This is a genomic window from Serratia sp. CY29653, from assembly GCF_052169255.1.
In the GTDB taxonomy this organism is placed as follows: Bacteria; Pseudomonadota; Gammaproteobacteria; order Enterobacterales; family Enterobacteriaceae; genus Serratia; species Serratia sarumanii.
On the sequence record NZ_JBJNLC010000001.1, the window covers coordinates 46,655 to 64,501 of the forward strand.

The following is a 17,847-nucleotide window of genomic DNA, read 5'->3' on the forward strand; positions in this document are numbered from 1 at the left end:
TTTTTTACCCGCGCGACGCCTGCGCGTTGGCGTTGGGTACCGCCTGTTGCGCCCGCTGCTTGCGCTGATACCTTTTCGCCAGCACCGCACAGGTCATCAGCTGCACCTGATGGAACACCATCAGCGGCAGCACCATGATCCCCACCGTCGCCGCCGGGAACAGGATATTGGCCATCGGAATGCCGTTCGCCAGGCTCTTCTTCGAGCCGCAGAACACGATGGTTATCTCGTCCGCCTTGCTGAACCCCAGCCAGCGCGCCATGTAGGTGTTCACCACCAGCACGATCGCCAGCAGCACGATGCTGCCGCCGACGATAAACGCCAGCGAACCGATCCCCACCTGATGCCAGATGCCGTGCGTCACCGCCTCGCTGAAGGCGGCGTACACCACCAGCAGAATCGAGGTCTGGTCGGTTTTGCCGATCAGCGGGCGATGGCGCTCGATCCAGCCGCCGATCAGCGGCCGCAGCAGGTGGCCGGCGACGAACGGCACCAGCAGCTGCAGCACGATCGAGCCCACCTGCCGCAGGCTGCCGGTATCGCCGTGCACGTTCATCAGCAGGCCAACCAACAGCGGCGACACGAAGATCCCCAGCAGGCTGGAGGCGGAGGCGCTGCACACCGCCGCCGCCACGTTGCCGCCCGCCAGCGAGGTGAAGGCGATGGCCGACTGCACGGTGGCGGGCAGGATGCACAGGTAGATGAAACCGGCGTACAGCTCTGGGCTGACGTCGATCGGCGCCCACCAGGCGAACAGCATCCCCAGCGCCGGAAAAATGATGAAGGTGCTGAACATCACCCACAGATGCAGCCGCCAGTTATTGCTGCCGGCCAGGATGGCCTCGCGCGACAGCTTGGCACCGTGCATGAAGAACAGCAGGGCGATGGCGGCGATGGTCAGGACGTTGAGCCAGCCGACGAACTCGCCGCGCGCCGGCAGGAAAGAAGCCAGCAGCACGGTGGCGATCAGCGTCAGGGTAAAACGATCGGGCAGGAATCTCATGGCGATGCGCTCGGGTAGAAAATCGATGGGGCTATTCTCCCGCGTGGGCATATAATAATTAAATTGATTTATTTAATTTATATATGAATAAAACACATGAATTACTCACTCAAACAGCTGCGGGTGTTCGTCGCTGTCGCCCGCCACGGCAGCTTCAGCCGCGCCGGCGAGGCGATCGGCCTGACGCAATCGGCGGTCAGCCACAGCGTGAAAGAGCTGGAGGCGGAGGTCGGCGTGCGCCTGCTGGATCGCACCACGCGTGAAGTGGTGTTGACCGACGCCGGCCTGCGGCTGGCCAACCGGGTCGAACGGCTGCTGGACGAACTGCAGGCCGCGTTGCTGGATGCGCGCAGCTTTGGCGTACAGCGCAGCGGTACGGTGCGGGTGGCGACCAGCCAGACCATTTCCGCCCACCTGATGCCGCAGTGCATCGCCGCCGGCGAACGCGAATACCCGGAGATCCGCATCATGCTGCGCGATCAGGCGCAGCAGCAGGTACTGCACAGCGTGCGCAACGCCGAGGTGGATTTCGGCATCGTGGTCGATCCGGTGCAGGCGGTGGATCTGGAGTGCGAAGCGGTGCTGCATGAACCGTTCCTGCTGCTGTGCCGCGACGACCACCCGTTTGCTGCGCAGCAAGAGGTGCGTTGGTCGGCGTTAAACGGCTGCCGCCTGGTGTTGCAGGATTACGCGTCGGGCAGCCGGCCGTTGATCGACAGCGCGCTGAGGCAGCAGGGCGTCGAGGCGCAGGTGGTGCAGGAAATCGGCCATCCGGCCACGCTATTCCCGATGGTGGCGGAGGGGATCGGCATCAGCATCTTCCCGGCGTTGGCGCTGCCGCTGCCGGAAGGGGGGCGGCTCCGGGTGCGGCGGCTGGTGCCGGAGATCAACCGCGCGCTGATGCTGGTGCGGCGTAAAAATCGCTCGCTGACGCCGGCGGCGGAGGCCATCTGGCAGGTCGCGCGTCAGCAGGCGGCGCTGCTGCACCAGCGCCGGCAGGAAAACGCGGAATATTGACTCAGATATAGACGTCCACCGCGTTGAGCGGCGTCGGGCGGTTTACGCCGTCGCCGGCTTGCGCCGCGGCTTTTTCCATTTGCTCCTGCTGCTGCTTTTCCATTTCTTCTTTCTGGATGCGCGCGATCTCGGCCTGCAGCATCTTGATCTGCGCTTCGATCAGCTGTTTCTGCTTCTCGATCTCTTTGGGATCGGCGCTGGAGTCCTTCAGCTCCACCAGCTTTTGCTGCAGAGCCTGAATCTGCCGGTTCAGCGCCTTGATGCGCGCCGAGGCGCGGCTTTCGTTGAGATTTGCCGGTTCGTCATTGCCGTTGGCACCTTCGCTTTTCTTCGCCTTGCCGCCTTCCGGCTGGTTGTTGACCGGTTTGGCCATCAGCAATTCGCCCTGATGGCCCGGCGCGCTGAAGACGTTGCTGACGCCGGGAACGGTATTTTTGATCGGTACGATCATGGTGATGCTGGTCGACATGGATGCTCTCCCTGAGTCGGTATATCGCTGTTCAGGGTATCGGCAGCGGCGGCTAAATCTTTACCTGCCGCAGGCGCGGCCAATGCTGCAGCCAGCCTTTGTCGAGCACGCGCTGGGCATAGGCAGCGCGATCGCCGTTTTTCACGTTGAAGGTGATGGTGTCGCCGAACAGCGCCGCGAGCCCGAAGGGAGCCACCAGCGTGAGGCTGTCGTCGGCGTTCAGGCGCGCGCCGATCGCCGTTTCCACTTCGGTCCAGAAGCTGATGGCCTCTTCGCTGTTGCGGTAAGGCGCCCGGCCGCCGCGCAGATGCATGCGCGCCTGATTCTTGACCGACCACGGCTGCGGCAGCCATTGCTGCAGCCGCGCCTCCAGCATGCGATCGCGCTCGGCGTCCGCACGCTCCGCATCGAAGTGGATCACGTCGATATCGTTGAGCGGCGTGGGCTCCACATAGCCGTGGCGCCGATCCCACACCAGATTGCGTACGAAGCCGGCGCCGAGGCACCAGTCATTCAGGCCGAGCCGGCGCACGGTGCGCAGGGCGGCCATGCGCGCGTCATCTTGTTGCAGCCAGTCGATAATTTGCCGTTGCGGATCCATCACCCCTCCTGTTTTCGCGGCTACTGTAACCCGAAGCGGCGGCGGGTGAAATGGCGGGAAGCGCGATGACGGCGATCGCAGGCAAATTAATTTTCTTCTCTCACTGACTACACTTGGTGCAGGGCTTTTATCTCGTCACTCGGGGCAAGGGAGGGGGGCTATGTATCAGGCAACGGTGGGCCAACGCGGCTATCGCTTCGGCGATCTGCGTCAGCTGATGGCGAAGGCTTCGCCGGCGCGTTCCGGCGATTATCTGGCGGAGGTGGCGGCGCACAGCGCCGAAGAGCGCATGGCGGCGCGCATCGCGCTGGCGGACTTGCCGCTCAAGACGTTCCTGCAGCATGCGCTGGTGCCGTACGAACAGGACGAGGTGACGCGCCTGATTATCGACGGCCACGATGCCGCCGCCTTCGAGCCCATCTCGCACCTCACGGTCAGCGATTTTCGCGACTGGCTGTTGAGCGAGCAGGCGGACAGCGCCATGCTGGCGCAGGTGGCGGCCGGCATCACGCCGGAGATGGCGGCGGCGGTGAGCAAGATCATGCGCAATCAGGATCTGATTTTGGTGGCCAAGAAGTGCCGGGTGGTGACGCGCTTTCGCAATACGATTGGCCTGCCGGGCCACCTCAGCGTGCGGCTGCAGCCCAATCACCCGACCGACAGCCTGCAGGGCATCGCCGCCAGCATGCTGGACGGCCTGTTGTACGGCAGCGGCGACGCGGTGGTCGGCATCAATCCGGCCAGCGACAGCCTGCCGCTGCTGGAAAAGCTCAACTACATGCTGGACGACGTGATCCAGCGCTTTGCCATTCCCACCCAATCCTGCGTGCTGACCCACGTGACCAACACGCTGCGGCTGATAGAGCGCGGCGCGCCGGTGGATCTGGTGTTTCAGTCGATCGCCGGTACCGAAGCGGCCAATCGCGGCTTCGGCATTAATCTGGCGCTGCTGGCGGAGGCGCAGCAGGCGGCGCTGAGCCTCAGGCGCGGCACGCTGGGCGACAACGTGATGTATTTCGAAACCGGGCAGGGCAGTTGCCTGTCGGCCAACGCCCATCACGGCGTCGATCAGCAAACCTGCGAGGCGCGCGCCTATGCGGTGGCGCGCCATTTCTCGCCGCTGCTGATCAACACCGTGGTAGGGTTTATCGGCCCCGAATACCTGTATGACGGCAAGCAAATTATCCGCGCCGGGCTGGAGGACCACTTCTGCGGCAAGCTGCTCGGGCTGCCGCTGGGCTGCGACGTCTGCTACACCAACCATGCCGAAGCCGATCAGGACGACATGGACACGCTGCTGACGCTGTTGGCCGCCGCCGGGTTGACGTTCCTGATCGGCGTGCCGGGCGCGGACGACATCATGCTCAACTACCAAAGCACGTCGTTCCATGACGCGCTCTATATCCGCGAGCTGCTGGGGCTGAAGCACGCGCCGGAGTTCGCCGCCTGGCTGGCGGCGATGAACATTACCGATGAACGCGGGCGGCTGCGCGATGCCGCCGCCAATCATCCGCTGCTACTGGCGCTGCAGGGAGAACGCACATGAGCAAACCGGTTCACGCCAACAGCTGGGACGCGCTGCGCGCCTTTACCGATGCGCGCATCGCGCTGGGGCGCACCGGCGCCAGCCTGCCGACCGACGAACTGCTGCGCTTCGGCCTGGCTCATGCCCAGGCGCGCGACGCGGTGCATCAGCCTTTCGACAGCGAGCGGCTGGCGGCGGATCTGCACGATGCCGGTTGGCCCACGCTGGCGGTGCACAGCCAGGCCGCCGACCGCGCCGCCTATCTGCGCCGGCCGGATCTGGGGCGGCGGTTGGCGTCGGATAGCCGCAGCCTGCTGCTCGGTTCGCCATCGCGCCGCGTCGATCTGCTACTGATAGTGGCGGACGGCCTCTCCTCCAAGGCGGTGCACCGCCAGGCGCTGCCGCTGCTGCAGGCGCTGCGGCCCTATCTCGATACGCTGGGGCTGACCGTTGCGCCGGTGGTGCTGGCGCATCAGGCGCGGGTGGCGCTGGGGGATAAGATCGGCGAATGCCTGCAGGCCCGGGCGGTGGCGGTGCTGATCGGCGAACGGCCGGGGCTGTCGTCGCCGGACAGCCTGGGTGTCTATATGACCTGGGGGCCGAACGCGCGCAGAACGGACGCCGAGCGCAATTGCATCTCCAACGTGCGCCCCGAGGGGCTGGATTACCCGCAGGCGGCGTTCAAATTGGCCTGGCTGCTGGAGCAGGCGTTCCAGCGCCGGCTGACCGGCGTCGAACTGAAAGACGAGAGTGACAACCCGGCGCTGCGCGGCCGGGTAACGCCGCTTTACCCCCAGTTGGGCGGCTGACCGAGGGTTTGCTGCAGCAGGGCGGTGAAGGCCGCCAGCCGGGCGGACACCTTCGCCATCGGGCGCAGCAGATAGATGCCTTGCTGCTCATGGCGCGGATCTTCGAGCATCTGCACCAGTTGCCCGTGCTGCACGTCCGGCCCCACCACCCAGTTGGGCAGAAAGGCGATGCCGAGCCCGAGCAGCGCGGCCTGGCGCTGCGCGGTGAAGTCGTCGCAGCGCAGCGCCATGGTGCAGCGGTTCATCAGCGCCGCGTCGAGGATCTGCGCCCAGCAGGCCGGCTGCTGCTTGTGGTAGCGGGCGATCAGCCGATGCTGCGGCAGCGCTTCCAGATCGGCCGGCAGGCCATAGCGGGCGACGTAGGCGGGGCTGGCGCACATCACCCAGCGTTGGGTGGCGATGCGGCTGGCATACAGCGCGCTGTCCTTCTGTTCGCCGATGCGGAGGGCGGCGTCGAGCCGCTCCTGCGTCGGATCGGTCTGGCGTTCGGTCAGATCGAGGTCGACCGACAGCTGCGGGTAGCGTTCCGCCAGCGTCGGCAGCAGCGGCAGCACATAGGTTTTGCCGAAGGTTGGCAGGCAGCTGATGCGCAGCGTGCCCTGCGGCGTTTCGTTCAGCGCGCTCAGCTCGGCGCGAAGGCCGGTGATGTCCGTCATCAGCGCGGCGGCGCGCGTCAGCAGCAGTTCGCCGGCGTCGGTCAGCAGCAGGCCACGGGTGGAGCGCACGAACAGCGCGGCGCCGAGCGCGCTTTCCAGGGCGTCGATGTGGCGCACCAGCGAGGAGGGCACCATGCCCAACCGGCGCGCGGCGGCGGAAAAGCTGCCCAGGCGGGCGACGTCGAGAAAAATTGGCAGATGTTCTACATAGCGGGCGTCATTCATTTTTGCATTATATGCAAAAGCGTTTCTTATGAATACCCGCTTCTCTGCCGGCGGCGCGGCGGCTACTCTGGCTGCGGGTTGACGACGGGCTTCGGCGCCGTCCCATCCCGGCCGCATAGAGAGAAAACGCATAAACCTCGCGGCGCTTAGCACCAAATAGCAGATGTTTTTCCCAGGCCGCGTGAGCCGCCTGCGGAGTTGATTGTCGCTCCAACACCAGATTAACCGTTCAATTTGATAACCGGTTCAGTCTTAATGATTAGTAAGCCTTTACTTTATCTCATTCTGATCTGATGCCTGGTTATCGGCCGGCCAGCCGTGCCGGTTTTTTTGTCGCCTCAGGCTGAATCGTTCCAACTGATGAACGCGCCTTGGGGGGCATCTTGGCTCACCGTCGGTGGGTCTTTTGAACGCGCGGAACCGCGGTTTCGCGCTGGTGGAGGAGTCAGTCATGAACGAAAAACACGGGTGTGCCTGTGCGCGCCATTTGGCGCAGGGTTTTGCCAGGCAGTCGATCAACGCCGGGGAGGGCGAAATCTATCAAATCTCGCTGATGAGCGCGCTCATCGACGGGGTCTACGAGGGTGAAACCACCATTGCCGAGCTGCTCAAGCACGGCGATTTCGGCCTCGGCACCTTCAATCACCTGGACGGCGAACTGATCGCTTTCGACCAGGAAATACACCAGCTGCGCGCCGACGGCAGCGCCCGGCCGGCCGGCCTGCAACAGCAAACCCCCTTCGCCGTCGTCACCTTTTTCCAGCCCAGCGTCAGCCAGCAGTTCGACCGGCCGATCACCAAGGCGCAGCTGCACCAGTGCATCGACGAGCAGGTTGCCTCGCCGAACCTGTTTTGCGCGGTGCGGGTCGACGGCGAGTTCAGCCACGTGGAAACCCGCACCGTGCCGCGCCAGGAGCGGCCCTACCGCCCGATGCTGGAGGCGATAGAAGAGCAGCCGACCTTCTCGTTCCATCAGCGGCGCGGCACGCTGGTTGGTTTCCGCTCGCCGGATTACATGCAGGGCATCGGCGTGGCCGGCTATCACGAACACTTCGTTACCGACGACCGCAGCGGCGGTGGCCACGTGCTGGACTATCAGCTCGATCATGGTCGTCTGCAGTTCGGCGTCATCACGCGTCTCAATCTTCAGTTGCCGCATGATGCGGATTTCTTGCGCGCCAACCTCTGCCCAGAGGATTTGGATCGCGCGATTCGTTCCGCCGAGGGCTAACCCCGGCGATCGTTTTCTTAGGAGGTGGAACCATGGCACAGGAAAAAACAGGCAATGACTGGCAATGCGGCGCCGATTTGGTGGTGAAAAACCTGGAAGCGCAGGGCGTCAAACACGTTTTCGGCATTCCGGGCGCCAAGATCGACCGGGTGTTCGACTCGCTGGAGGACGCGCCATCGATTGAAACGGTGGTGGTGCGGCATGAGGCCAACGCGGCCTTTATGGCGGCGGCAGTCGGCCGCTTGACCGGTAAGGCCGGGGTGGCGCTGGTCACCTCCGGGCCGGGCAGCTCCAACCTGATCACCGGGCTGGCCACCGCCACTTCGGAAGGGGACGCGGTGGTGGCCTTCGGCGGGGCGGTGAAGCGCGCCGACAGCCTGAAGCAGACGCACCAGAGCATGGATACCGTCAGCATGTTCCGGCCGGTGACCAAGTATTGCGCCGAAGTGCATGCCGGTTCGGCGATTTCCGAGGTGATCGCCAACGCCTTTCGCCGCGCCGAGTTCGGCCGGCCGGGGGCATCGTTCGTCAGCCTGCCGATGGATATCGTCAATGAACCGGTGAGCGCGCCGGTGCTGGCCGGCTGCCGCTTGCCGCGCATGGGGGCCGCCGCGGCGGACGACATTCAGGCGGCGGTGAAACTGATCCGCCAGGCCAAATGCCCGGTATTGCTGCTCGGCCTGCAGGCCAGCCGGCCGGAGAACAGCGAAGCGGTGCGCCATCTGCTGTACCGCACCCATATGCCGGTGGTCGGCACCTATCAGGCGGCGGGGGTGATCGACGTCAACCACTTCGCCCGTTTCGCCGGCCGCGTCGGCCTGTTCAACAACCAGCCGGCCGATCAGCTGTTGCAGAAGGCCGATCTGGTGGTCAGCGTCGGCTATGATCCGATCGAATACGATCCCTGCATGTGGAACAGCCACGGGCGGCTGAAACTGGTGCACATCGACGTGCTGCCGGCGGATATCGACACCTGCTATCGGCCGGACGTCGAGCTGGTGGGCAACATCAGCGCCACGCTGAACATGATGACCGAAACGTTCACTGAGGCGGTCTGCGTGCCGCCGGAGGTGGAGCTGATCCTCACCGATCTCGGCCGCCAACGCACGGAACTGGCGGAGCGCGCCGCGCGCCGCGGCGGCATGCCGATCCACCCGCTGCGCATCGTCAAGGAGCTGCAGGACATCGTCAGCGACGACGTAACCCTGTGCGTGGACATGGGCAGCTTCCATATCTGGATCGCCCGCTACCTGTACAGCTTCCGCGCACGTCAGCTGTTGATCTCCAACGGCCAGCAAACCATGGGGGTGGCGCTGCCGTGGGCCATCGGCGCGGCGCTGGTGCGCCCCGGCGATAAAGTGGTGTCTATCTCCGGCGACGGCGGGTTCATGCAGTCGAGCATGGAGCTGGAGACCGCGGTGCGGCTGAAAAACAATATCGTGCACGTCATCTGGGTCGATAACGCCTACAACATGGTGGAGATGCAGGAAGTGAACAAATACCAGCGTAAATCCGGCGTGGAGTTTGGGCCGATCGACTTCAAGGCCTACGCGGAATCCTGCGGCGCGGTCGGTTTCGCCGTGCAGTCGGTGGACGATCTGCGGCCGATGCTGCGCAAGGCGATGGCGATCCAGGGGCCGGTGGTGGTGGCCATTCCGGTCGACTACGCCGACAACTATAAGCTGATGGCGCAGATGAACTTCAGCCAGATGATTTAATTTCATCATCCTCGCGCCGTTTCACCGGGCAGGCCGCATGCGCGCCTGCCCGTTTTTATGCGCGGAATTTGTCCTTTACATCGCTAACCGCATGATTTATTGCTAACCGTTGGGCTGTTTTTTCACCACTGGGGATAGCGCAATGAAAAGAAAAGCAATAACGATAGGGCTGCTGGCGTTGGCGATTGCCGGCGGCGCGCGGGCCAATACGCTGGTCTACTGTTCCGAAGGCTCGCCGGAAGGCTTCAACCCGCAGCTGTTCACCTCCGGCACCACGGTGGACGCCAGTTCGGCGGCGATCTACAACCGGCTGGTGGACTTCAAACCCGGCACCGTCGAGCTGCAACCCAGCCTGGCGGAAAGCTGGGAGGTGAGCGAGGACGGCAAGCGCTATACCTTCCACCTGCGCAAGGGCGTGGCATTCCAGAGCAATAAATATTTTACGCCCACCCGCGATTTCAACGCCGATGACGTCATCTTCTCGTTTATGCGGCAAAAGGACGCCAACAACCCGTATCACAAGGTCTCCAACGGCGCCTACACCAACTTCGAGTCGATGGAGTTCGGCACGCTGATCGACCGGATCGTCAAGGTGGACGACAACACCGTGCGCTTTGAGCTCTCCCGCGCCGAGGCGCCGTTCGTCGCCGATCTGGGCATGTACTTCGCCACCATTTTTTCGGCGGAATATGCCGACGCGATGCTGAAGGCCGGCACGCCGCAGCGGGTGGACAACGATCCGATCGGCACCGGGCCGTTCCAGCTGGTGCAGTATCAGAAAGACGCGAAAATCCTCTACAAGGCGTTCGATCGTTACTGGGAAGGCAAACCGAAGATCGATCGGCTGGTGTTCTCGATCACGCCGGATGCGACGGTGCGTTATGCCAAGCTGCAAAAGAACGAGTGCCAGGTGATGCCTTTCCCCAATCCGGCGGATCTGGCGCGCATGCGGCAGGACGGCAACCTTCAGGTGATGGAAAAATCCGGCTTGAATATCGGCTTCCTGGCGTTCAACACCCAGAAGAAACCGTTGGATAACGTCAAGGTGCGCCAGGCGTTGGCGCTGGCGGTCAACAAACCGGCGATCATCGAGGCGGTGTTCCACGGCGCCGGCCAGCCGGCCAAGAACCTGCTGCCGCCGACCCAATGGGGCAGCAACGCGCAGCTTGAAGACTACCCATATTCGCCGGAGCGGGCGAAACAGCTGTTGCAGGAAGCCGGGCTGGGGCAGGGGTTTGACATCGATCTGTGGGCGATGCCGGTGCAGCGGCCCTATAACCCCAACGCCAAGCGCATGGCGGAGATGATCCAGGCCGACTGGGCCAAGATCGGCGTGCGCGCCAAAATCGTCACCTTCGAGTGGGGCGAATATTTGCAGCGGATTAAAAACGGCGAACACCAGACCGCGCTGATGGGCTGGACCACCGCCAACGGCGATCCGGACAACTTCTTCGGCCCGCTGTTCACCTGCGCTTCGCTCGGCGGCTCCAACTCGGCGAAATGGTGCTACAAACCGTTCGACCAGCTGATCCTGCAGGCGCGCGAGGAGAACGATCACGCCAAGCGGGTGGCGATGTACCAGCAGGCGCAGGTGATGATGCACGATCAGATGCCGGCGTTGATGATTGCGCACTCGACCATTTTCGAACCGGTGCGCAAGGAAGTGAAAGGCTACGAAATAGACCCGTTCGGCAAACACATCTTCAAGCAGGTGTCGCTGGAGAAATAAAGCGGGGCGCCGCGGCAATGCGGCGCCCAAAGGTTTTACCAGCTGTAGCTGACCGTGGCGGTGACGGTGCGGCCGCTGCCGTAGAAACAAGCGTCCACGCCGCCACAGGACGAAACGTAATGCTTGTCGGTCAGGTTGTTGACGTTAACCTGCAGCGCGGCGCCTGCCAGGCTCGGAGCCACTTCTCCCAATTCGTAGCGCGCCATCCAGTCATACAGCGTAAAGGCCGGCACTTTGTAGGTGTTGGTCGCATCGCCTTGGCTGGCGCCGTTGTAGCGTACCCCAGCGCCGGTGGAGAGGCCTTTCAGCGGCCCTTGCAGGAAGCTGTAGGTTCCCCAGGCGGAGGCGGCGTGCGTCGGCACCATCACCAGCGTCTTGCCGCGCTGATCGTCGACATAGGTTTCTTTGGTAACGATGTCGGTATAGGTATAGGCCGCCATGAGCTCAATGGCCGGGGTGAGCTGTGAATGCACTTCGGCTTCCAGCCCTTTGGAGCGCACTTTGCCGATCTGCTCCTTGTATTTAGTTACCGGGTTGGTGGAACTGACGTTTTTCTGCGCCAGATCGAACAACGCCAGCGTCATCAGCGTGTTGCCGTTTTTCGGCTGGAATTTCACGCCGATTTCGGTTTGTTCACCGGTGGTGGGCTTGAACGGATCGGTGCCCGGCGCGCCGGTATCGAGGTTGGGTTCAAACGATGTGCTGTAGCTGATGTACGGGGCAATGCCGTTGTCAAAAGCGTACAGCAGGCCGCTGCGGCCAGTCAGCTTGGTGTCGTTTTGCTGACTGTCGCTGGATCTCAACATGTCCTGAGTGCGTAGCTCGGTCCAATCATTGCGCAGCGACAACAATAAATTCCAACCGCCGTAGCTCATCTGATCCTGCAGATAAACGCCGAGTTGATCCAGCACCTTGCGGTTATCGGTGACCTTCGGCAATGCGCTTTCGTTGACCGGCATGCCGTAAACCGGCCGAGTCCAGTCGAGGAAATAGCCAGCGCTGTCGCCGCGCCAGTTTTGGGTATTGACCTTGCTCCACTTGTAGTCAAGGCCGGTCAACACGCTGTGCTCGACGTCGCCGGTGCTGAATTGCGCTTTCAGTTGGTTATCCAACCCCAGCTCATGGGATTTGACGATATCTTTTTGCGGACGGCGCTGCAGCAGCGTGCTGTTTTTGGCTTGCGACATGAACACCAGATATTTGTAACGTTCATCCACCGTGGTGTAACGCATGTTCTGCTGGAAAGAGAAAACGTCGTTGATATAGTGCTCGAAGATATAGCCGAACGAGGTTTGTTCGCGGCGAGCCTGATTGAAACCGGGATCGCTGACGTTGAAATCATACGGCAGATAGCCGGCGCTGCTTTTGATCGCCACGCCGGAGGTCGGCAGGAAGTTGCGGTAGCCGTTCTCCGGTTCCTTTTGATAGCTGGTCAACAGGGTGAACGTCGTGTCTTCATTGGCGATATAGGTCAGCGCCGGTGCGATGGCGAAGCGTTTTTCCTTGTGATCTTTGATACCGGTCTCTTTGGTGCCGGCGATGCCGTTAAGGCGGTACAGCAGTTTGGCGTCCTCGTCCAATGCGCCGCCGAAGTCGAAGGCGGCCTCTTCTTGATGCAGATTGCCCGCGCTCAATTGAAGTTTGCGAATAGCCTGGACGACGGGGCGCTTGCTGGTCATCGCCACCAGCCCACCCGGGTTGGCTTGGCCGTACAGCACAGAAGCCGGGCCGCGCACCACCTCAACGCGTTCAAGCAACCAGGGATCGATCTGGCCGCTTTGATAGCTCAGGCCGTCCAGATATTTTGGGGCGTAACGAAAGCCGCGTACGATCACTTCGTCGCTGCGGTTAGAGGTGCCGCGGTATTCCGCCACGACGCCGCTGGAGTATCGCAGCGCCTGAGCGACGGAAGCCGCATCCTGCTGATCCATTTGATCGCGCGTGACGACGGTGATGGCCTGCGGCGTTTTTACCAACGGCGCGGCGCTTTTGGTTCCCGCCGCGCTTTCTTTGGCGACGATGCCCTGCAGCGGCGCGGTGACGTTTTCCTGTGCGCCGGCGACGACGGTGATATCACGCTCAACGTTGTCGGTTCCGGCCTGTACGCCCGGCGCCAGCAGCATGGCTGAGGTCAGCAAGAGCTTGGCGACTGGGTGACGCAGAGGTTGATTGGCGGTATTTTGGGGGTGTTCTGACATTTTTCATCCCTTAAAAAACAATTTTATATCAAGCTATTGCTGTCTTTTTTCATTTGGCGCCGCCGAGAAGGGCTGCGCAGTTCCTTGCCATAAATGAACGGTGGACGAATCGCTTACCGTTTTGCAGAGCCACGCTTCGAAGTGGCCTTGTTGACCTCAGGCGCGTTGATTTATAATTGGTTACATTTTATTGAAAATACAAATGATTCTCAATACCATTTGCATTATTCAAGAAAACAAAAAACGCCGGGTGCGGTGAACAGGGGAAAAAGGAAAAATGCATTCGCTTCATGCCGATGGCCTGGTGCTCAACCTGCTGCAAAGGCCCGATCTCGGCGGAGAAGATTGGTGCCGTCAGCTCGCGGAGTTGGGAACGCCGCTCGTCGAATCGCTGCCCGCAGCGCAGGTGCGCGTTACCTTTTTCTGGCGCGACCCGTGGGGCGATGAACGGCGCTCGCCGATTAAAAAGGTGTATGTCGATATCAACTGCGTGACCGACCATCACAGCCCTTCGCCACAGAGTCTGGAACGCCGGCCGGGTAGCGATATTTGGTGGTGGCAGTTCACTGTTCGCGAAGATTGGCGAGGCAGTTACAGTTTTATACCCATTGAGACGGCGCAACTGCCGCCCGCTTTTACCGGCGATGCGGCTCAGCGTCGGCAGCAGCAGCGTCAGTGGTGGTGTTCGTTGTTTCCGTTGATGCGCCATGATCCGCTCAATCCGGTGGCGCCGCACTGCAGCAGCCGCGGCTTCCCGTTGTCTGCGATACATTTGCCGGCGGCGCCGGATCAATCAGCGTGGCGGGCGTTGGACGCCGGGCAAGCATTGCCCGCCGCGTCTGGGCGTTTGCAGCACTTCTTTTGGCACAGCGAACGATTGGCTAACCGACGCAACATCTGGCTGTACGCCACCGGCGCAGGGGAAGACCGCCCGTTAGTCGTACTGCTGGACGGGCAATTTTGGCTGCATGGCATACCGATTTTTTCCGCACTGGACGCCGAGACGCTTAACGGAAGGCTGCCGTCGGCGCTTTATCTGTTTATCGACGTGATAGACATGGCGCGGCGTGCGGAAGAATTGGCCTGCAATGCGGCTTTCTGGCGGGCGGTGCAAGAGGAGCTGCTGCCGCAGGTGGCGGAGCGTGCGCCTTACAGCGACGATCCGCAGCGCACGGTGGTGGCGGGGCAGAGTTACGGCGGGTTGGCGGCGTTGTATGCCGGGTTGCATTGGCCGCAGCGTTTCGGCTGCGTATTGACCCAGTCGGGTTCTTTCTGGTGGCCGCACATTGAAGCGATGATTAACCCGGCTGAGGAGTATGACGCCGACGTCGGCTGGTTGACTGAACAAGTGCGGCAGGGCTTGTGCGCCGTGACGCCGCTGCGCGTCTTTCAGGAAGCCGGTGAAGGGGAGAGGGATATTCATCAGGTCAATCGCCAAATGCATCGGGCGCTGGTGGAGGCGGGGCATCGGGTCGATTATCGCGTGTTCGCCGGCGGGCATGATGCCGTCTGCTGGCGCGGCGGTTTGCTCGACGGATTGCGGGCGCTGTTGGCTCCCTAGTCATGGATAAACGAAGGCCGGGTTAACCCGGCCTTTTTCATGCCTGCGGCGTGTCGCAGTGGTAGCGGCCGCGCGGGATCACCAGCGGCGTGTGGGACAGCGGATCGTCGATGATCATGCACGGCATGCCGAATACCCGTTCCACCAGCTCGGCGGTGATGATCTCCGCCGGTTTCCCCTCCGCCACGATCTTGCCGTCGCGCATAGCGATGATGTGATCGGCATAGCGGCAGGCGTGGTTGAGATCGTGCAGCACCGCGATGAGGGTTTGGCCGTGCTCGCGGTTGAGCTGGCGGAACAGATCCAGCAGCTCGATCTGATGCGCGATGTCCAGATAGGTGGTCGGTTCATCCAGCAGCAGCAGCGGCGTTTGCTGCGCCAACGCCATCGCCACCCAGACGCGCTGGCGCTGCCCGCCGGACAGCTCGTCGACGCTGCGGTCCGCCAGCTGGCCGACGTTGGTGGCCGCCATGGCGGCTTCCACCGCCTGTTTGTCGGCCTGCGTCCACTGTTTCAGCAGGCTCTGGTGCGGGTAGCGGCCGCGCGACACCAGATCCGCCACGGTAATGCTGTCCGGTGCGATCGAGGTTTGCGGCAGCAGCCCAAGCTCGCGCGCCAGCGCCTTGGTGGCGAAGCTGCTGATGTTCTTGCCGTCCAGCATCACCTCGCCGGCGCTGGGTTTCAGCAGGCGGCACAGGGCGCGCAACAGCGTCGATTTGCCGCAGGCGTTCGGCCCGACGATCACCGTGAAGGCGCCGTCGGGGATCGCCACGCTCAGATCGTCAGCGATGATTTTATTGTCGTAGCCCAGCTTCAGATGCGAGGCGTGCAGGCGGTGGCTCATGGCATTGTCATTCTTCATTATCTGCGGGCCTCACGGATGAGCAGCCAAATCAGGTACAGGCCGCCGATGCAGACGGTCACGACCCCGACCGGCAGTTGGATCGGTGCGAAAAGATGTTGGGACACTACGTCGGCGCCGAGCAGCAGCGCCGCGCCCATCAGCGCCGAGGACGTCAGGGTGACCGAGGATTGGCCGGCCAGGCGGCGGGCGATCTGCGGCGCCGCCAGCGCGATAAAGGAAATCGGCCCGGCGGTGGCGGTGACGGCGGCGGTGAGGGTGACGCCGAACAGCATCAGCCACAGCCGGCTGCCTTCGGCGTTCACGCCCAGCGCGCGCGCCGTATCGTCGCCCATTTCCAGCAGCTGCAGCCGTTTGCCCATCAGCAGTGCGGCCGCGGCCGCCAGCACGATGAACGCCGTGGCGGGCTGGGCTTTCTGCCAGGTCATGCCGTTGAGCGAACCGGCCTGCCACATGGCGGCGTCCATGGCGCGCTCCAGCGAGGCGGTGATGATCAGCCAGGTATTGGTGGAGACCAATACCGCGCTGATGGCGATGCCGACGATGATCAGCCGGAAGCCGGCGATGCCTTGCCGCCAGGCCAGCAGGTAGATGGCCAGCGCGGCGAGAATGCCGCCGGCCAGCGCGCCGCCGGCGATGTAGTAATAGCCGCCGTTGAACAGGGTGATGGCGATCAGCGCGCCGGTGTAAGCCCCCATGTTAAAGCCAATCACGTCCGGGCTGCCGAGCGGGTTGCGGATAATCGACTGGAAGATGGCGCCGCTCATGCCGAGCGCGGCGCCTAACAGCAGCGCCATGGCGATACGCGGCAAGCGCCATTGGGTAACCACGGTGACCAGATTTTTCGGCGCCTCGCCGCTGAGCGCGGCAAAGACCTGCTCCAGCGAGAGCTGCAGCGTGCCGTAGCACAGCGCGGCAACGGCCATCGCCAGGCACAACGCCAGCAGCGAAAGGTTGACCAGCAGCAGGCGCAGCGGCATGCGCCAGTTGATGACGCCGTCCGGGCGGCCGATATGCAACGTGTGGGGCAGACTCATCACAGCCCCCCCAGCGTTTTCTTGCGGCGCACCAGCCAGATCAGCACCGGCGCGCCGATGAAGGCCGCCACGATGGAAACCCGCAGCTCACCGGCCGCCAGCAGACGGCCGACCACGTCGGCGCACAGCAGTAAAATCGGCGCCAGCAGCATGGAGTAGGGCAGGATCCAGCGCTGGTCGGGGCCGACCCACCAGCGGGCGATGTGCGGCACCATCAGGCCGATGAAGCTGATTGGGCCGACGGTGGCAGTTGCCGCGCCGCACAGCAGCGTGATGGCGATCACCGCGATGACCTGAGTCAGCACCACGCGCGCGCCGAGCGCGATAGCCAGATCTTCCCCCATGCCGATGGTATTCAGCGGCCGGGCGATGAGCAGCGTCAGCAGGCAGCCGAGCAAAATGGCGGGGGCGGTGACCGGCAGCGTGGACAGCGTGCGGATATCCAGCGTGCCGGCCTGCCAGAAGCGCAGTTGGTCGAAGGTTTGCGGATCGATCAGCGACAGCCCGGTGGTGATGCCGAGCAGCACCGCGCCGATCGCCACGCCGGCCAGGGTCAGCCGCACCGGGTTAATGCGCCCGCCCGCCAGCGTGCCGATCAGGTAGACCAGCAGAGTGGTGAGGGCGGCACCGACAAAGGCGTAGGCCATATAGCTTTCGGTGGTGGCGGCGCCGAAAAACATGATGCCGATGACCACGGCGAAGCTGGCGCCGGCGTTGATGCCGAGCACGCCGGGATCGGCCAACGGATTGCGCGTCAAGGCCTGAATCAGCGCGCCGGCGGCGCCGAGCGCCATGCCGGCCAAGATGCCCGCCAGCGTACGGGGCACCCGGGCGTTGAGAATGATGGTGCTGTCGGAACCGCTCGCGGCGCCCTGCAGGCTGAGCCAGACGGTGTGGAAGGGGATGGCTTTGGAACCCAGCATCAGGCTGGCAATGATGCACAGCAGCAACAGCGCCAAGCCGATACCGAACCCGGCGATGCGTTTGAAGCCACTGGCGTAAGCTGCGTGCGGTGCGGACGAAAGCGTCCGCTCAGTCGGAGTGGGTACGTTCACACCGGTAACTCCTGTATGATTTTTATTCTCATTGTTATTTGCGTTCATGCGGGGTGCCAATAGTAGCACGAGTTTACGCCCGCATGCACCCGCCGGTTGGTGGCGCAGGTGCGTTGACGATGTTAATAACTATTGATATTTCAATTAATTG

15 protein-coding genes are annotated in these 17,847 nt (G+C 62.9%); 7 read left to right on the plus strand and 8 right to left on the minus strand.

From position 1 onward, the window contains the following. Nucleotides 1-4: 4 nt before the first annotated feature. On the minus strand, nucleotides 5-1,003 hold the full coding sequence (locus ACJ8HN_RS00235; RefSeq protein ID WP_060425819.1) for a bile acid:sodium symporter family protein: 999 nt from the start codon (nucleotides 1,001-1,003) through the stop codon (nucleotides 5-7). A gap of 96 nt (nucleotides 1,004-1,099) precedes the next feature. Here ACJ8HN_RS00235 and ACJ8HN_RS00240 point away from each other — a divergent pair, with 96 nt between their 5' ends. Continuing rightward, the gene (locus ACJ8HN_RS00240; protein WP_033654986.1) at nucleotides 1,100-2,020 is read left to right on the plus strand and encodes a LysR family transcriptional regulator; all 921 of its coding nucleotides are present in this window, start codon (nucleotides 1,100-1,102) and stop codon (nucleotides 2,018-2,020) included. A 1-nt stretch (nucleotide 2,021) separates the two neighbouring features. On the opposite strand, the gene ACJ8HN_RS00245 is transcribed toward ACJ8HN_RS00240, so the two are convergent. Continuing rightward, nucleotides 2,022-2,489: a FlxA-like family protein gene (locus ACJ8HN_RS00245; protein ID WP_033649835.1), complete on the minus strand. Its 468-nt coding sequence runs from the start codon at nucleotides 2,487-2,489 to the stop codon at nucleotides 2,022-2,024. Nucleotides 2,490-2,541: 52 nt separating this feature from the next. Next, on the minus strand, nucleotides 2,542-3,090 hold the full coding sequence (locus ACJ8HN_RS00250; protein WP_033654985.1) for a nucleotidyltransferase family protein: 549 nt from the start codon (nucleotides 3,088-3,090) through the stop codon (nucleotides 2,542-2,544). A gap of 160 nt (nucleotides 3,091-3,250) precedes the next feature. On the opposite strand from ACJ8HN_RS00250, the gene ACJ8HN_RS00255 reads away from it, so the two are divergent. Together ACJ8HN_RS00255 and eutC are read left to right on the plus strand one after the other, a co-directional pair. Further along, entirely contained in the window at nucleotides 3,251-4,636 is a 1,386-nt protein-coding gene (locus ACJ8HN_RS00255; protein ID WP_442522922.1) for an ethanolamine ammonia-lyase subunit EutB, read from the plus strand. Continuing rightward, a complete protein-coding gene (gene eutC / locus ACJ8HN_RS00260; protein ID WP_442522923.1) occupies nucleotides 4,633-5,424 on the plus strand; it encodes an ethanolamine ammonia-lyase subunit EutC in 792 nt (263 codons plus the stop codon). Before ACJ8HN_RS00255 ends, eutC begins: the two co-directional genes overlap by 4 nt. Here eutC and ACJ8HN_RS00265 read toward each other — a convergent pair. Continuing rightward, nucleotides 5,403-6,305 carry a LysR family transcriptional regulator gene (locus tag ACJ8HN_RS00265; protein WP_033635445.1) on the minus strand — a complete coding sequence of 301 codons (903 nt, stop codon included), beginning with the start codon at nucleotides 6,303-6,305 and terminating at the stop codon, nucleotides 5,403-5,405. The two genes, eutC and ACJ8HN_RS00265, sit on opposite strands and share 22 nt — an antisense overlap. Before the next feature lie 451 nt (nucleotides 6,306-6,756). On the opposite strand from ACJ8HN_RS00265, the gene budA reads away from it, so the two are divergent. From budA to ACJ8HN_RS00280, 3 genes are all read left to right on the plus strand, one after another. Then, on the plus strand, nucleotides 6,757-7,536 hold the full coding sequence (gene budA, locus ACJ8HN_RS00270; protein WP_033635443.1) for an acetolactate decarboxylase: 780 nt from the start codon (nucleotides 6,757-6,759) through the stop codon (nucleotides 7,534-7,536). A 32-nt stretch (nucleotides 7,537-7,568) separates the two neighbouring features. Then, a complete protein-coding gene (gene alsS / locus ACJ8HN_RS00275) occupies nucleotides 7,569-9,254 on the plus strand; it encodes an acetolactate synthase AlsS (RefSeq protein ID WP_033635442.1) in 1,686 nt (561 codons plus the stop codon). Between the two features lie 142 nt (nucleotides 9,255-9,396). Then, nucleotides 9,397-10,983, plus strand: a complete 1,587-nt coding sequence (locus tag ACJ8HN_RS00280; protein WP_041036166.1) for an ABC transporter substrate-binding protein — start codon at nucleotides 9,397-9,399, stop codon at nucleotides 10,981-10,983. A 35-nt stretch (nucleotides 10,984-11,018) separates the two neighbouring features. Here ACJ8HN_RS00280 and ACJ8HN_RS00285 read toward each other — a convergent pair whose 3' ends face one another. Next, entirely contained in the window at nucleotides 11,019-13,181 is a 2,163-nt protein-coding gene (locus ACJ8HN_RS00285) for a TonB-dependent siderophore receptor (protein WP_442522924.1), read from the minus strand. 277 nt (nucleotides 13,182-13,458) lie between these two features. Here ACJ8HN_RS00285 and fes point away from each other — a divergent pair, with 277 nt between their 5' ends. Then, nucleotides 13,459-14,742 (plus strand): enterochelin esterase, encoded by a 1,284-nt coding sequence (gene fes / locus ACJ8HN_RS00290; RefSeq protein ID WP_442522925.1) that lies wholly within the window; start codon nucleotides 13,459-13,461, stop codon nucleotides 14,740-14,742. 37 nt (nucleotides 14,743-14,779) lie between these two features. On the opposite strand, the gene ACJ8HN_RS00295 is transcribed toward fes, so the two are convergent. From ACJ8HN_RS00295 to fepD, 3 genes are read right to left on the minus strand one after another with little or no spacing between them, the layout of a single operon-like run. Continuing rightward, nucleotides 14,780-15,586, minus strand: a complete 807-nt coding sequence (locus ACJ8HN_RS00295) for an ABC transporter ATP-binding protein (protein ID WP_041038072.1) — start codon at nucleotides 15,584-15,586, stop codon at nucleotides 14,780-14,782. 17 nt (nucleotides 15,587-15,603) lie between these two features. After that, the gene (gene fepG / locus ACJ8HN_RS00300; protein ID WP_033635436.1) at nucleotides 15,604-16,641 is read right to left on the minus strand and encodes an iron-enterobactin ABC transporter permease; all 1,038 of its coding nucleotides are present in this window, start codon (nucleotides 16,639-16,641) and stop codon (nucleotides 15,604-15,606) included. Next, on the minus strand, nucleotides 16,641-17,696 hold the full coding sequence (gene fepD, locus ACJ8HN_RS00305) for a Fe(3+)-siderophore ABC transporter permease (RefSeq protein ID WP_033635435.1): 1,056 nt from the start codon (nucleotides 17,694-17,696) through the stop codon (nucleotides 16,641-16,643). The genes fepG and fepD overlap by 1 nt, the downstream gene beginning before the upstream one ends. Nucleotides 17,697-17,847 lie beyond the last annotated feature (151 nt).